At 59.3% G+C, this 15,418-nt stretch carries 15 protein-coding genes; 9 read left to right on the forward strand and 6 right to left on the reverse strand.

Going from position 1 to position 15,418, the window contains the following annotated elements:
* Window positions 1-22: 22 nt before the first annotated feature.
* The gene (locus QMZ18_RS05965; RefSeq protein WP_282605307.1) at window positions 23-2,347 is read right to left on the reverse strand and encodes a xanthine dehydrogenase family protein molybdopterin-binding subunit; all 2,325 of its coding nucleotides are present in this window, start codon (window positions 2,345-2,347) and stop codon (window positions 23-25) included.
* 255 nt (window positions 2,348-2,602) lie between these two features.
* Here QMZ18_RS05965 and QMZ18_RS05970 point away from each other — a divergent pair, with 255 nt between their 5' ends.
* On the forward strand, window positions 2,603-3,424 hold the full coding sequence (locus tag QMZ18_RS05970; protein ID WP_282605308.1) for an aspartate dehydrogenase: 822 nt from the start codon (window positions 2,603-2,605) through the stop codon (window positions 3,422-3,424).
* Between the two features lie 199 nt (window positions 3,425-3,623).
* Complete coding sequence (locus tag QMZ18_RS05975; protein ID WP_282605309.1) at window positions 3,624-4,316, forward strand: SDR family oxidoreductase; 693 nt, start codon at window positions 3,624-3,626, stop codon at window positions 4,314-4,316.
* A gap of 166 nt (window positions 4,317-4,482) precedes the next feature.
* On the opposite strand, the gene QMZ18_RS05980 is transcribed toward QMZ18_RS05975, so the two are convergent.
* A complete protein-coding gene (locus QMZ18_RS05980) occupies window positions 4,483-5,199 on the reverse strand; it encodes a S1C family serine protease (RefSeq protein WP_282605310.1) in 717 nt (238 codons plus the stop codon).
* 115 nt (window positions 5,200-5,314) lie between these two features.
* Here QMZ18_RS05980 and QMZ18_RS05985 point away from each other — a divergent pair, with 115 nt between their 5' ends.
* Window positions 5,315-6,463: a serine protease gene (locus QMZ18_RS05985; protein ID WP_282605311.1), complete on the forward strand. Its 1,149-nt coding sequence runs from the start codon at window positions 5,315-5,317 to the stop codon at window positions 6,461-6,463.
* 257 nt (window positions 6,464-6,720) lie between these two features.
* On the opposite strand, the gene QMZ18_RS05990 is transcribed toward QMZ18_RS05985, so the two are convergent.
* The 3 genes from QMZ18_RS05990 to QMZ18_RS06000 all read right to left on the reverse strand — a co-directional run bounded on the left by QMZ18_RS05990 (window position 6,721) and on the right by QMZ18_RS06000 (window position 9,273).
* The gene (locus QMZ18_RS05990; RefSeq protein WP_282605312.1) at window positions 6,721-6,864 is read right to left on the reverse strand and encodes a hypothetical protein; all 144 of its coding nucleotides are present in this window, start codon (window positions 6,862-6,864) and stop codon (window positions 6,721-6,723) included.
* A gap of 134 nt (window positions 6,865-6,998) precedes the next feature.
* Complete coding sequence (locus tag QMZ18_RS05995; protein WP_282605313.1) at window positions 6,999-8,282, reverse strand: S8 family serine peptidase; 1,284 nt, start codon at window positions 8,280-8,282, stop codon at window positions 6,999-7,001.
* 25 nt (window positions 8,283-8,307) lie between these two features.
* On the reverse strand, window positions 8,308-9,273 hold the full coding sequence (locus tag QMZ18_RS06000; protein WP_282605314.1) for a LysR substrate-binding domain-containing protein: 966 nt from the start codon (window positions 9,271-9,273) through the stop codon (window positions 8,308-8,310).
* Between QMZ18_RS06000 and QMZ18_RS06005 the strand changes: the two genes are divergently transcribed.
* From QMZ18_RS06005 to QMZ18_RS06030, 6 genes are all read left to right on the forward strand, one after another.
* Window positions 9,272-9,442: a hypothetical protein gene (locus QMZ18_RS06005; protein WP_282605315.1), complete on the forward strand. Its 171-nt coding sequence runs from the start codon at window positions 9,272-9,274 to the stop codon at window positions 9,440-9,442. The genes QMZ18_RS06000 and QMZ18_RS06005 overlap by 2 nt on opposite strands.
* Window positions 9,443-9,450: 8 nt before the next feature.
* The gene (locus tag QMZ18_RS06010; RefSeq protein WP_282605316.1) at window positions 9,451-10,005 is read left to right on the forward strand and encodes a 3-hydroxyanthranilate 3,4-dioxygenase; all 555 of its coding nucleotides are present in this window, start codon (window positions 9,451-9,453) and stop codon (window positions 10,003-10,005) included.
* 56 nt (window positions 10,006-10,061) lie between these two features.
* Window positions 10,062-11,054 carry a TRAP transporter substrate-binding protein gene (locus QMZ18_RS06015; RefSeq protein WP_282605317.1) on the forward strand — a complete coding sequence of 331 codons (993 nt, stop codon included), beginning with the start codon at window positions 10,062-10,064 and terminating at the stop codon, window positions 11,052-11,054.
* Window positions 11,055-11,173: 119 nt separating this feature from the next.
* Entirely contained in the window at window positions 11,174-11,764 is a 591-nt protein-coding gene (locus tag QMZ18_RS06020) for a TRAP transporter small permease (RefSeq protein ID WP_282605318.1), read from the forward strand.
* Between the two features lie 2 nt (window positions 11,765-11,766).
* On the forward strand, window positions 11,767-13,029 hold the full coding sequence (locus QMZ18_RS06025) for a TRAP transporter large permease (RefSeq protein ID WP_282605319.1): 1,263 nt from the start codon (window positions 11,767-11,769) through the stop codon (window positions 13,027-13,029).
* 119 nt (window positions 13,030-13,148) lie between these two features.
* Window positions 13,149-14,198 carry a hypothetical protein gene (locus QMZ18_RS06030; RefSeq protein WP_282605320.1) on the forward strand — a complete coding sequence of 350 codons (1,050 nt, stop codon included), beginning with the start codon at window positions 13,149-13,151 and terminating at the stop codon, window positions 14,196-14,198.
* A gap of 24 nt (window positions 14,199-14,222) precedes the next feature.
* Here the strand turns inward: QMZ18_RS06030 and QMZ18_RS06035 are convergent, their stop codons facing one another.
* The gene (locus QMZ18_RS06035) at window positions 14,223-15,341 is read right to left on the reverse strand and encodes an acetoin dehydrogenase dihydrolipoyllysine-residue acetyltransferase subunit (protein WP_282605321.1); all 1,119 of its coding nucleotides are present in this window, start codon (window positions 15,339-15,341) and stop codon (window positions 14,223-14,225) included.
* Window positions 15,342-15,418 lie beyond the last annotated feature (77 nt).

Raw genomic sequence — 15,418 nt, forward strand, 5'->3', positions numbered from 1 at the left:
CGGGTCAGTCTCCATATCCGGCTCAGTTCCCGGCATCATGCAGGGCACGCCAGATCTTTTCGCTTGTTAAGGGCATGTCGAGCCGGGTGACGCCAAAGGGCGACAAGGCGTCGAGGGTGGCATTGAGGATCGCGGCAGGCGTGCCGATGGTTCCTGCTTCACCGACTCCCTTGGCGCCCAGGATGTTGAAAGGGGAAGGCGTGATCAGCTTGTCCAGAGTGACAGGTACCATGTCCGATGCGCGCGGAACCGCGTAGTCGGTCAGAGAACCGGTCAGCAATTGACCGTTTTTGTCGTAGACGATCTGTTCCATTAAGGCTTCGCCGAGACCCTGGGCGATCCCGCCTAATATCTGCCCTTCGACCAGCAGAGGATTGACGATGGTGCCGGCGTCGTCGACGCAATAGATATGCTCGACCGTCAGGACACCTGTCTCCGCATCGATCGCGACAACGGCGAGGTAGGCACCGTAGCCCCAGGCCTCGCCTTCCACCGAGTAAACACTGTCCTTCTGCAGACCTGCGGGACCGGCGATGGCTGTCCAGGTCGCAGTCCGATCGGGCGCGTCTTTGCGGCAAAAACCGGCGCGTGTCAGCCGCAGGTTCTCGCTGTGCGTATCCAGTTGGATGGCAGCGATATTGCAGGTTTCGTCGCGCAGTTCCCGTGCGGCACACAAAAGCGCGCTGCCGCCGATCGCGGTGCTGCGGCTGGCCAGCGCGCCAATACCTTTGGGGGCGGTCGAAGTGTCGCCGTGCCGGATGGCGACATCTTCTGCTGCCAAGCCAAAGACCGATGCCACGATCTGCGCAAAGGCAGTCTCGCGGCCGTGGCCCTGGGAGCTGGTACCCGTCGCCGCTGAGATCGATCCGTCGGACGCCAGGGTCACGCGTGCAGACTCCCAACCCTGACCGCAGGGCTCTACGTAGCAAGCCAGCCCGATTCCGCAGATTTCGCCTTGCTGCCGCCGGCTATCTTGATTGCGGCGCAGGGCCGGGTAACCGGCGATGTTACACAATCGCTCCAGGCAGGCGCGATAATCGCCCGAATCCAGTTTGGTTCCGGTCGGTCCCTCGTGGGGAAGGCGTGAAGCGGGCAGGAGGTTGCGCAAACGTATTTCGAGCGGGTCGATGCCGGTTGCGCGCGCGGCTTCCTCGACAAGGCGTTCCATCAGGGCTGCCGCCTCGGGACGTCCGGCACCACGGTAGATACCGACCGGCGCAGAATTGGTAAGGAAACCTGCAACTTCGATATCGGCGCTGTCGATGTCATAGGGGCCTGGCAGGATACGGCCGGAATTCCAAGCCGGTACGGCGCCGCTGTGCGGGAGCCAATGACCGAGAGGCACATCGATTTGAGCGGAGAGCCCAAGAAACGACCCCTCGCTGTTAATGGCCAGTTTACCTGCCGTCTCGGCCCCACGCCCATGAGTGCCCGAAAGCAGATCCTCACTTCGGGCCGCGGTCCAGCGGACCGGTTGTTTTAGCTGCCAAGCCGCCCAGGCAACCATAATGTCTTCGGGATAAAGCGATGCTTTCATACCGAAGGCGCCGCCGACATCCGGGGAAACGACTCTGATCGAATCCGGGCTGAGGCCCATGATCGTAGCCAGGTCTTTGCGTGCCCGGTGAGGGGTTTGGGAGGACAGCCAGACGGTCAGGCTTTCCGCCCTTTCATCCCAGGAGGCTGCCGTGGTGCGGGGTTCGATCGAGGTCGGTGACAGGCGCGGGTGTGTAAGGCGGGCCTCAACAACGAACGGGGCCTCGTCAAAGATTTTTTCAGTTTCGCCGCTCTGCCAGACTTGATGCAGCGCTCGGTTGCCGGGGATGTCTTTGAAAAGGTCTCCGCCTATCTTGCTGTCCGCGATCGACATGATGGCGGAATCTTCGTCGACCTCAAGAATGACCAGCTCAGCAGCGTCCTGTGCGATCATACTGGAGGTGGCAATGACTGCTGCAACCGGCTCACCCACCGCCATTACCTTGCCCCGGGCGAGAAGCGGATAGCGCGGCGCATTGACTTCCGCCAGCAATGGGTTGACGGGAAGCTCCCCCAAGTCAACCACGTCCGCGCCGCAATAGACTGCGAGCACTCCGGGAAGACTCCTTGCCTCGCCACACTCCAGTTCGGTGATCCGGCCACAGGGGAAAGGGCTGCGAACGAAGATGATATGCAGGGCATCTTCGATCGTCACGTCGTCAGTATAGCGCCCGGCGCCACGCAGGAGCCGCTCGTCTTCCTGGCGCTTGATGGCTTGACCAATAGGCGCGTCGTCTGAAGCTGCCGGAGTATCTGTTATTGGGTCAGGACCCCGCTCCGTGGCTTGAAGTTGCGGGTCGGGTCCGATCATCTCACTTTGCACTTTTTGATCCATCAAACCCGGCGACTCGATCGTCTTGGCTATAGCCGCCCTGGAGTCTTTCGGCCAACAGCAGAATCGGCCGGTTGCGGCGTCGCGGCACGTGAGGCGAGGGTTGCGCAAAGCTGCTATCAAAACAAATAGAGGTTTGGAAACTAGATATAATGAAAATATATAGCAGATAAGAGGTGTATGTGATGCAGTTTAATCCCCGTCAGGGGCTTGCCTGGCCGGATTCATGGCCGCATGCCTGTCGAAGGAAGGATTGAAGCATTGCATATTGCCATGATCGGCCACGGCCCTATTGCCAGCTATGTAGTCCGGCAGCTGGCAGATCGGCCCGATGTCACTGTCGCTTGGGTTGTCTGCCGTGCAGGCCGTGAAGACGCTGCAAAGACGGCTTTTGGTCCCAAAGTCCACCCGGTGGTCCGGGTTGACGACATCGGAGAGGCCGTTGACCTGGCGATCGATTGCGCCGGACACGACGGATTGCGTAGCCATGGAGCGGCCTTCCTGCGACGTGGCGTGGATTTGATCACGGTTTCGAACGGGGCGCTTGCAGATGCAGAACTTGCCGAGATACTTGAAGCCTCGGCATTTGCTGGCGGTGCGCAGCTGGAGTTGCTGTCTGGAGCGGTTGGCGCGATTGACGCGCTCGCGGCTGCGAAAATCGGTGGTTTGGCACGGGTCAGTTATGTCGCACGGAAACCACCTGCCGGTTGGAAGGGGACGCCTGCCGAATTGCTACTCGATCTGGGTCGCCTCACCAAACCAGGTTGCCACTTCGAGGGCTCCGCCCGGGAGGCGGCGTTGCGCTATCCGAAGAATGCCAATGTAGCTGCGACGATCGCCCTCGCAGGGACCGGACTCGATGAAACCCAGGTGCGCCTGATCGCCGATCCCGCCATCGATGCCAATTGTCACGAGATCGAAGCGGAAGGGGCTTTTGGAAAATTCAGTTTTAAAATTGAGGGCAATCCTCTACCGGATAATCCCAAGTCCTCGGCCTTGACGGCAATGTCTGTCGTTAGGTCCGTGCTGAACCGTCTGGAACCGGTAATCCCATAGGCCCCGCATTCACTTGCGCGGTACGGCGTCACGGCAGCGTCGAGCCAAAATTAACGTGAACCACTTGTCGCAAACGCTCTTGCTTATCTTTGCAACGTAGACAAAGAGCTCCTTCTATCGCATAGCTTAACCCCCTGTGTCGGATTCTTTCGCCTTGAGTTGCGGACACAAAACGGCACCGTCCGGAAAGCGGATCATTTTGACAAAAAACATACTGATTGTCGGTGGGACATCTGGCGTAGGCCTTGAACTTGCGCGGCACTATACGTCAGACGGTCACAATGTGTGCATCACAGGGCGCAAAATCCCTACTCTGCATGGGGTGGCTTATCAAGAACTGGCGATCGGTCAAGACCCGGCGCGCCTGGCGACGGACATAGATCGCGTTCTTGAAAGGTTCGAGAATGTGAACACACTTGTTTACGCCGCCGGGTTCCTTCAGCGCGGACACATTGATGCGCTAAGCGATGATGATCTTGGAGCCATGGTGAACGTTGGCCTTTTGGCGCCGATGATGTTGATTCAACGATTAAAGGCTAGGTCGGTGAACCCTCTCAAGATCATGCTGGTTACATCCAGTTCCCAGTACACTCCCAGAGAGCTCGAACCGGCTTACTGCGCAACGAAATCAGCAATGGGAATGCTGGGGGCGTCGCTGGTCCGGGACCAAGGGCTTGGGAAGGTTCTTGTGGTCGCACCCTCGGGGATCCGAACGCCCTTTTGGAAAGATAGCGAGGAGAATACCGAAACCATGCTTGATCCAAGCTGGGTATCAGACAAAATTGTCGAGCTTTCCAGCGGCAGCTTCAAATACAAGTTTGCGAAAATTCTAAGAGATCCGGCCCGAGTAGAGGTTGTTGAATGTTTGAATAACGACCTCGCCAGAATCTAGGGATCCTGAAGACCTGAACATCTGAGCGTGACTTTTCAGCGGTCGATGCCTTCTTCTTTTAGCTGGAGTCTGCCCCATCCGCGTTCCTGACATCTTTTAATTGGAGTCTGTGCTCACGCGAAAGTCTTTGTTCGCGTGAGCAGGAGCGATTGCCTCTGATAGATCATCACTGCGTCTTTGACCCTTCCGTCTCCCGCATGAGTTCGACACGACGCAGCAACAGCTCGGTCGAGACCGCAAAGTTGACGCCGGCATTGGCGTCCGACTCCTTGGTGAAGATTGCACTCAGCAGGCCGACCAGACGGCCCTGTTCATCGACAAGTGCCCCGCCCGAAGCGCCTGGATTGACTGCGGTGTCGGTTTGAATGAAATCCTCGATCGGGTTGAAGCCAATGCCGGAGCGCGCGTTGGCCGAAACGATCCCGCAGGTGATGCTGAGATCCAGTCCAAAAGCATTGGCGATGGCGCAGACATGGGCGCCTGTTGCCGGACGATCTGCTGCGATGGTGATCGGTAGGGTCTGAGTTGCTACCTTCAATAAGGCAAGGTCGCTGGCAATGTCCACGGCCAGAATCTCCGCCTCGACGCGATTGCCCTGATGATCGCGGACAGCCACCTCGGTGGCGCGGGCGACTACATGAGCGGCGGTGACGATCAACCCTGATTCCAGGATGGCGACTCCCGAACCCTCGGGGGCAGTGCCTGCCGGTGCGCCGAAGCCTGGCCGCTGGTAACCGGGCCAGGTTGGCTGAACCGTGACCACGGATGGCGAGGCGACCTGCCAGGCGGTCTCCGCGTGTTCGGTTTGCGCAGGTGTCGCCGCGATAGCCAGGGTGAGGATTCCCAGGCACAGGGTTCGTAAAACTGCCGGGATAAACTGCATTCGCCGATCCAACCAATTACCAATTGCTGCTTCTCGGCGACTAGAGCAGACTCGGCGGTCGAGGTAAACCGCTGGACGTCACTCAAAAGGGACTCTGCAAAAGGTGAAAAAGAAAATGAGGACCTGGAAAGAACTGGCGCCTGGATCGCTTGTGGCGGTGATGTTCGCTGTTGCCGTTATCGCCGAATTTGGGGCTGTTACCGCGTCTGCGCAAGATCAGGTTTGTCGCCAACCTGAAGCGGTTTGCGCCGCGCGCGACGCCGTCTTTGCGATCTCGGCTTTCGATCCGGTGGGCAGTGCCGTACGCATCGGCGAAACTCAACTGGTGACGTCGCGCCACACGGTGGCGGACCGGAAGTCCGTGGAACTCTTCCTGACCGACGGTAGCACGATCACGGCTCAGGTCGTGCCCAGCGACTATAAGGGTGATGTCATTCTGTTGTCAGCACCAAACCTGCCGCCGGGCCCTGTACTGGAGCCAGCCGCAGCGGAAGCCGGAATGCAACTCTTTACCGTCGGCGCGGATGTCTCTTTCCAGCGTATCCGGGCCTACGATCCGGGTGGCGTGACGCTTTTGCCGGCTGAAGGTAAGCCGCTGGCCCGGCTGCATCACTCTGCGCACAGCCAGCCAGGCAACAGCGGTGGCGCTTTGGTCGATGAACAGGGCCGTCTGGTGGGTATCGTGGCGGCTGGTGGTGAGGGGCGTCACGAAGCGGTGCCGTCCCGGGCTTTGACGGAACTGGCAGCTCGTAGTGGTCCGGGCTACTCGGATGCAAGCGCGGAAATCGGTGCTGCGGTGCGGGTCTGCACCTTGCAGCTGGAAAACCTGCGTGGGCGGCGCGGGCCGCTCAACGACCAGGAAACCAAGGCCTTGACCACCGCCTGCCGGCGCAGTGGCAACCGGCAGCTATATGATCTGGCCGGAAAGGCCTTCGGCATACGCAGGCTGACCGAAGAGTCGCTGGCATTGTTTCAGGAGTCCTTCGAGCAGGACCCGCACTCCCTCAACGGCCGGATCGGACTTGCGATTACCTACCACATGGCGGCCCGATACGAAGAGGAGTTGCCGCACTTACGCTTTCTGTTTCAGCACGCGCCCGAGGACTTGCAGGTTCTGCGTCTGGCAATTCAGGCGGGCGTCTGGGGCGAAGACCTGGAACTCGCGCAGGCAGCTTTGGAAAAACTCAAAGAGGTCAACCCGCGCGCGGCCCCCGCTGCAGAGCGCTTTATGACCGCACCGTCACCCCGGCCTCAGCCGCGATAAAGAACTGGTGGCCGTGACCGAACGAGACAGAATTACCGGTTGGTAAGTTAAATTTTCAGGTAAATCGCATTCGACCAGACAACTGGCCAAGTGCTTTTCCTTGTCCCAATCGCGCGTCTGTCCCGACCAAATCGGGCGCATCGGAGCAGTGTAGATTCGATAATCTTTGGACAGTTGCTGCGCTCGAAACAGCATGTTGTAGAGGCGAAAGACCCGGCCCTGATCCGATAGAGCAGCCCAACCCGCCGCTTCTTCGGCTAAGGACTTGGTTCGCCATAGGAGAGGCCCAGAAAACCGGCGGTCCGGTTCACATCCTGTTCAAAATAGGCGGCTCCCATTTCAGAGCGGTCGGCAAAGCTGTCGGCGATACGAAGAACACCGGGGCGCATGACGATCTGCATCCCGAGTTCTCACTTCAAAGCATCTTGCCTGTCCAAGGTGAAACAGCAATAGGGACTTTGCAGAGATCCAAAGAACTCAGCGGCGTCTGCTGAACTCAAAATTTTGCCCTCTCGTCACAGGTCGAGACGTCAGTCTAACCATCATCCGCCGGGTTAGGCATCCAACCCCAGTTCACACGTGCGCTGCCGCGTTCGAGGGACGGTCCGGTGCGCTTGCGGATCGCCTGTTTCAGGGCCATGGTATTCCAGTCGGGCTTTAGATCCAGCAGGCGCGCCGCCAGGGCGGCGACACGCGGGACTACGTAACTGGAGCCGGAGGCCATTCCTCGCGCGCCGCGATGGTCGATCACTTCGACGGCTTCGCCCGGCGCCATGAGATCGACGTGCTCGCGTCCCCAGTTGGAGCCCTCTGCCAGGCGTCCGAACGAGTCCGACGAGGTCACGACAATGGTATTGTCGAGCGGGAAATTGGCGGGGTAGAGCGGCTGCGCATCGATGTCGCGACCATCGTTCCCTGCTGAGATGATGAAGAGGATATCTCCGTGCCGTTTGGCGGTTTGCGCGAAGGCCTGCCAGTCCTCGGCGCGGGTGCTGCCCAGGGGCATCATCACGATGCGTGCGCCTTTCTCCGCCGCGTCGTCCAGCAAGGCTTCCATACGGCTGAGGTCCGGGCGCGGATAGCGGTAGGGCAGGAGCCGAGCCGCGGGGGCTTCGCGCAGAAACACGCTCGCGACCGTGGTGCCGTGGCGCAGAGGAAAGAAGGGCGAGCGGGCCGTGTCGAGGTCGAAGGGACGCGCGTCCAGATCCCAATAGTCGTAACCCAGGATCTTCCCTTCATCGTCGCGGGCCAGCCGTTCTGCGATTTCGGGAAGCAGATAGTTCACGCCGCTGTCGATCTGTACCACCAGTACACCGCCCGGATCGCTGCCTGCGGGCACCGGCGGATTGAGGGCTTCGCGCGTGCCGTCTGGCTGCAGTGCGGAATCAAAGTGAGTCAGCCATTCCGCGCGGCCATCCCCGTCGTAGTCGATCTGCCGGCCGTGGATCGGCGCGCAGCTTCCGTCTACATCGACCAACATGAACGGGCGGTCTTTTCCTGCGTCCAGGGCTTGATGGGCTTCCGCCCGAACCCGCCGGATGTTTCCGGCAAAGGCGGTGAGATCAACCCGGTAGAAATGGTTGTCCCGGCGAAGCTTAAGGCTGCGCCGGAAGGCTGCGGCCTTTGCGCCGCGATCTTCGAGTGAAAGAACTTTGCCGAACTGCGCGGCGACCTGCTCGGGGCTTTCCAGACCGGTCTCGCAGAACTGGCCGGCGAGGTCTGCAATCACGCTCAGCGTTTTGTCGCCTGCCGCACCAATAGAGGTCGTCAACATGAGTGTTAGGCCGGACACAAGCAGGGCTGCGGCGGCGCGTTTCATTTTATGTCCTGTTATCACCTGGCCGCTACTCCGGCCGGTTGCGCAGGCTTTCACCTGTGATCCGCAACTCGTCGAGAAAGATGTCTGCGGCCGGTGAGAGCCGCCCACTCCGGCGATAGGAAACCCCGATGGGCCCGGAGGCTTCGGCAAAGTCGAAGGGAACGATGGCCAGTTCGCCCCGCCGGATATCGTCTTCGACCACATGATAGGGCAGGACACACAACATCTCGGTGCGCAGAAGTAGCTGGCGGTTGGTGAGCAGAGAGACGGATTCCAATGCGTTCACGGGCGGCGGGAAACCGGCATCCAAAAATGCCTTGTCGATCTGCCGCCGCAAGGTGGTTTCCGGTGGAGGCAAAATCCAGTCCCGGTCCAGGAGATCTTCAATGCCTGGCTTTGGGCCTGTCGTGAGCGGGTGCCCGGCCTTTGCGACGACACAGACCTGTTCTTCGTAGAGTGCTTCCTGAACCAGGTCCTCACGGTAGCGGTACTCCGGCAGGCGCCCGACGACCAGATCGACCTCGCCTGCGCGCAAGGCGGGGATCAACAGGTCGTTTGTGCCTTCGCGGATGACCACAGTGACATTCGGGCGCAGGCCGCGCAGCCGGTCGATGGTCGCCGGCAGCAAGAGCGCCGAGGCCGCCAGCAATGTACCGACCACGATGCGGCCGCCGGTGCCTTCGCTCAGATCGTCGAGCTCTTGCGCCGCGTGGGAGATCTGGGCCAGGATCAGCTTTCCATGCCGGACCAGGGCCTCGCCGTAACTGGTCGGGATGGCCCCCCGGTTGGTGCGTTCGAACAGCTGAACGTCGAAGTCGGTTTCCAGGTCTTTCAGCAGCTTTGTGGCGGCGGGCTGGGAAATATTCAGGGTCTCGGCCGCATGCAGGATGCTGGAATGTTCGGAGATTGCGACCAGAAGGCGCAATTGTTTCAGCTTGAGACGGGTGGCCACGCGCTCGGCGATTTTGATGTGTCTGTTGGCGGATGGCATGGCCCTGCGCAGAACTCCAGTTATTCCGAAAACGAATATCCAATTCGAATTAATTCATTTGAATGAACATCAAGCGGTTAATAGCGTCAAGCTAGGATTTGGTGGTGTGACGGGGGTGACGCTGTCGTCGCCGTCTATTGACAAGCTGCTGCGGCGCGTTGAGAGGTGAAGCGAACTATGCTCAGGCATCCGGGGTTCAAACCCTTCAACTTTCCGGCCTGGATCGAGGAAAACCAGCATCTGCTGAAACCCCCGGTCGGCAACAAGCAGCTGTTCGACCATAAAACCGAGATGGTGGTGATGATCATCGGCGGTCCCAATCAGCGGGTGGATTTCCACGACGATGCGGTCGAGGAGTTCTTTTATCAGCTCAAAGGAGACATGGTCTTAAAGATCGCGGAAGACGGCAAGATCTACGACGTGCCGATCCGGGAGGGCGAAGTCTTCTTCCTGCCGCCCCATGTCAGACATTCGCCGCAGCGCCCGGTCGAGGGCTCCATCGGTTTGGTGGTTGAGGGGACGCGGCGCGAAGAGGATTTGGACGGCTTTGAATGGTTCTGCTTCGACTGTGGAGCGCTCGTCCATCGGGTGGAAGCCAAGGTGACGGACATCGTCAAGGATCTGCCGCCGCTGTTTTCGGCCTTTTACGGCAATGAGGAACAGCGCACCTGCAAAAGCTGCGGAAGCCTGCATCCGGGCAAGGAGCCGCCGGCCGGCTGGGTTGAGATCTGAGCGTTTTTTGACGCCTGGGAACATCAAGAAATAAAAACGAAATGAGGGAGTGGGTGATGCAAAGAGTCTGGAAAAAGCTAACGATTAAATCGGTGGGTGCTGTGATCGCGGCAGCTGCGCTTACGGCGATTACAGTCGCACCTGCGGCTGCAAAAGAGTTCAGATTGGGACTGATCACACCGCCGCCGCACGTCTGGACCAAGGCGGCCGGTGCCTTTGGTGAAGACCTGAAGGACGCGACAGGTGGCGCCCACAGTGTTGCAGTCTTTCCGTCCCGCCAGCTGGGCAACGAAGCCCAGATGTTGCAGCAGCTGCAGACTGGCGCTCTGGACATGGCCTTTCTGACCGTTGCCGAGGTGTCCAACCGGGTGCCGGACCTGGGGGCTTTCTATGCGCCCTATCTGGTTAAGGATATCGCTGCGGCTGCGACACTGCTGCGCAGCGGTCCGGCCCGCAAGCTGCTTGATCAGCTGCCGCGTAAAATCGGCGTGGTCGGTGTCGGGTACGGCTCGGCGGGGCTCCGGCAAATCGCCGCGCGCGACGCGGTCACCGACGCCGCCAGCCTGAGCGGCAAGAAGATCCGCATCACGCCGTTTGAACCGATCAAGGATTTCTACACGCTGCTCGATACCGCCCCGACACCCATGCCGCTGCCCGCGGTCTACGACGCGCTGGCGAATGGTCAAGTCGATGCCATCGATATGGACCTGGAATTGATCTGGAAGCTCAAGTACTGGCAGCACACTAAAACCGTCGTGCTGTCCAATCACATGATGTTCCCGATGGTCGGTCTGGTTTCGGCCAAGGTTTGGTCCGGTTTGTCGGGCGAGGAACGCACCACCATCCGTACGTTGATGGCCAAGCACGTCGACAGCACCATCGATGTCTATGTCGCCGGTGAAGCGAAGTTCCTGGACGAGGTCAAAAAGACCGGGGTCAATGTGGTGACGGTAGGGCCTGAGTTCTTCGGCGACAGCATCGCCAAGTGGAACGGCATCTGGGAAAAGAAGACCGGTGCCGTCAAGATTCTGCGGGCGGAAGCCAATTGAAGCTCACGCGCCTTTAACCTTGCGCACCTCTCGATTGACCTGTTGAACTGATGAGGCGTCTTGCGGACATGGCGATAGGCCGATCTCTGCAAGACGCCCATTTTTTTGCGAAGTAAGCCATGCTGTTTCTGTTACGCCGATGCTCCGCAGGTCTGCTTCAACTGGAAAAATATGCGCTGATTTTTCTGGCCGCATCGGTGACCGGGCTGATTCTGGTCAATGTGACGACCCGGTCGTTGAGCATGGCGATCTACTGGATCGACGAGTTGGCGATCTATGCCATGATCTGGATGGTGATGATCGGTGCGTCGGTCACGATCAGACAACGCAAGGGCATCGCGGTCACGCTTGCTGAGGCTTTCGTCGGCGATCGGATCAACAGCCTTTTCCGCGTCCTGGTCGACCTCCTGATCCTGCTGTTCGCGGCCACGCTTCTGGTGCTCTGCTGGCTCTGGTACGACCCTCTGGCTTTTGCGGCAGCAGGCTTTGATGCCGAAGCTTTCTCGGCAGACAGTTTCAATTTCATCTATCAGGAGCCGACCAACACGATCGGTGTTCCGAAATACCTTGTCTGGCTGGTCATGCCCCTCACGGCGACTTCGATGTTGCTGCATGCGCTTGCAAATCTCTTCGAGCGGGCCGGTGGTTTCTCCCATCCCTACCGGGAGCCGAATCACCCAGGGCCGGTTGACAAGCAGGGGCAGGGCTGATCATGGTCGGCCTGATCTTCGTCGCGCTGCTGTTTGTCGGTCTACCCATCGCATTGGTATTGGCGGTCTCGGCCCTGTTCTATATTTGGTACTCGGACCAGACGGTGCTGCTGCAGTCCTATGCCCAGCAGATGTTTTCCGGCATGGAAAGTTACGGCCTGCTGGCGATCCCGCTCTTCATGCTGGCCGGGGAGCTGATGAATGAAGGCGGCATCACCCGGCGCCTGATAGATTTCGCGGGGATCTTCGTCGGACGTGTCCGCGGCGGGCTGGCCTATATCAATCTGCTCGTGAACATGATGATGGCGTCGATCATTGGCTCGGCGGCGGCGCAGATCGCCATTATGTCGCGGGCCATGGTGCCGGAGATGGAGCGCCAGGGTTACGACCGGACCTTCGCTGCGGCCACGACCGCGGCCGGCGGCCTGTTGTCACCAATAATTCCGCCTTCCATGCTGTTCGTCATCTTTGGTGTGCTGGCTCAAATCGCAATCGGCGACCTTTTCATCGCGGGAATCATCCCGGGTCTGCTAATGGCTGCTGGTTTCTTCTGTGCCATCGCCTTGCTGGGCACGCGCTACGACTACCCCGTCAGCCCTGAGAAGACGCGCTGCGACAAAATTCAGGCCCTCAAGATGGGCCTGCCAACACTGTTGATCCCTCTGGTGATCGTCGGCGGCATTCTCGCCGGCATCGCGACGCCGACGGAGTCGGCCGCAGTGGCCTCAGTGGCTGCCTTTGTGCTGGGCAAGCTGGTTTACCGGGAACTGAAGCTCGCGCGGCTGGGTGAGGTCTTCCTGCGTACAGCGATCAACACTTCCGTCGTGGTGTTCATTGTTGCGACCGCCAACCTCTTCGGCTGGATCATCATTTACGAACAGATCCCGCAGGCCATTGCTGTCTGGCTGACGGATGTAACGCAGGATCCCTTCGTCTTTCTGCTGCTGGTTAATCTTGGGCTGCTGTTCGTCGGCATGATTCTCGACGGTATTGCCGCGCTTATTCTGGTGGTGCCGATCCTGCTGCCGATCGCGCAGGAGCACTATGGCATCGATCCATTCCATTTCGGTGTGGTCGTCTGCATCAATCTCGTGCTGGGCCTCCTGACTCCACCGGTGGGGGCGGGGCTGTTCATTACCTCCGCCATGACCGGCGTGAAACCGGGCGATCTTTTCAAGGCTCTGATGCCGTTTCTGGCGACGACGCTGTTCGTCTTGATACTTCTCAGCTGGCAGCCCTGGCTGGTCACTCTCCTGATCGACTGAAAACAATCCGCCCGTTGCAGCTGTCCATCTCAGACATCACTTGACTCAAATGCAATTGCAAATCATTCTCAATCAAAATTGGAATCGTATCAAACCCTTCACTGACAGGAGTTGGTCATATGGATGGCGGTGTGCAGCGCTCGGAGAGCGAAAAAGCCCGTGTCGTAGCCGATCTCACTTTGCCGGAAGCGCTGGTGATCTGGGCGTTACGCAAGCGCCATACCAGTAATCGCGATACGATCGAAGAGCAGGGCAGCGAAGGACAGGAGGCATCTTACAGCGTCAAGGGAAGCCGCGGCAGTCTCTTCGCAACCTTCACGAAGGTCTTCGGTCATGCGCAGGTGTCGGAGGCCATAGAAACCTTCCAGCAGCTGATTGAGAGTTTAGAACGCGGAGCCCGGTGTCCGCTGCGGATCAATGCCTACGCCGACGAACAGCTGTCGATCCACGAAGAGCATTTCCTGTCGGTGCTGGCCGCATTCCAGCAGACCGAAACAGAACGTGCTGCCATGCTCATTCAGTGGCTCATCAATCGGGACCACGATGCTGCCTTCACACGACAGGCACATAGTTTTGCGAACCTGCTTCGGAAGTCAGGGCATTCCCTGTCTGGAAGGATCCTGCGCTCCGCCGCCAAAGAAACGCGGATATCTACGGGCGCCGGCTTAGCCGCAGTCGAGCGAACCGAAGATCTGACGCTCGGCGAAGCGATCATCCTGCAAGGGACACGGCGCTGGGTGGTCTGCCTGCATCAGGAGAAGGAGCCCTTTCCAGTGCTGCAGGCCCATTTTGCGCACTATGGTGTTCGCGACTGTTCGGAGAGCCTGAACGCCGTCTTGCGGAACATCGCCTTCGCTGCGGACCGGACGGTCGATGTGCGTGGTCCGGCCTGTCCGAACCTCTCTCCCGACGAAGCCGATTTGCTCCATGCCGTGGCCGGCTTTCAGCGGAACGACAGCACGCCGGCGTACGACGCCCTCGCCAACTGGCTTCCCCCGGCGGCAATCCGGCTGTCCGCCGGTGCTCTTTCGAACCTGGCGGACAGTCTTCTGGTGGCTGGTTTGATTCTTCCCATTCGTGAGCGGTCTTTAACCGATGAACCCCAAGGGCATCACACCCGGTCCTGGCGGTTCAGTGGTGCGGAGGTCACGGGAAGAACGCTCCACTGACCGTACGAGCAATCAGACTCTGGATCATACGCTGGCGGCCAGATCGCCGATCAGGGTGTTCACCTCACTCGCCCGTTCGAGGTGCGGCATGTGCCCTGTATCATCATAGACCTGAACGTTGATTCTCCCGGACAGGCCTTCCGCATGCGATGACGGGATGATTTGATCGTTCCGTCCCCAGATAACCTGGACGGGCGCGACAAGATCATCGAGCCGGTCCTTGAGCTGGGATGCCTGACGGCCTTCCGGCATGATTTTGTCCCGAAGCTGCCCGAGCGCCACGCCAACGCCATCGAGCCGTTTGTATTTGATGATATCTTCGACCATGTCCGTAGAGATTGCGGCTGGGTCGTTGACCAGAAGCTCGAGCACCGCCCGGAGTTTTTTCGCGCGTGTCTGGCTGATGAAGCCGTCGATGTAGTCCATGTTGATCTCGGTACCGAAACCGACCGGCGCGATCAGCGAGAGGCTGGCCACCTGGCCTGGGTGGTCAAAGGCAAAGTTGAGTGCAATGCCGCCGCCCATGGAATGCCCGACGAGATGAGCCCGCTCGATCTTCATGATCGACATAAAGTCATGCAGAGTACCGGTCATGGCGGCGAGATCTCCTTCGCCGACCTGTTTTGTAGATCCTCCGTGGCCGGGCAGATCGATGGCATAGGTTTTGTGATCTTCGGACAAGGCTTCCTGATTGAGCATCCAGTTGTCGAAACCGCCCCCGAAGCCGTGAACGAAAACGATCGGAGTATCACCGTTACCCATGGTCAGATAGCGGATCGACTGTCCCGGCGCGATCTCCACGCTTTCAGGCGCCGCACCGCCGGCTGCGGTCTCCTCGAGAACGAAGTTCGCCTTGAAGTCTTCGACGTAACTGTCGATGTCTGCGTCGCTGACGTCGTCTCCGGCGCAGACTGCCAATAAGAAGCCCACCGGTACGGTTTCACCGTCGGAAGTAACAATCCTTCGGATCTGGCCGCTGGTTGGAGACTCGAAGATATTGGTGATCTTGGTCGTTTCGATGTCGGCGATTTCCTGCCCTTTTTCGATCTGCGTGCCTTCTTCGATCTGCCATTCGACCAGCATGCCTTCTTCCATAGCCAAACCCCATTTGGGCATGACGATTGGGTCGATCTGTCCACTCATTCAGAGTCTCCGGATGGTTCGTATTTCATCTATTTGAAGTTCGTGAGTCCCGCCCGATCCCTGATGACTGCAGACCG

It is taken from the genome of Pelagibius sp. Alg239-R121 (genome assembly GCF_947331435.1).
GTDB lineage: Bacteria > Pseudomonadota > Alphaproteobacteria > Kiloniellales > Kiloniellaceae > Denitrobaculum.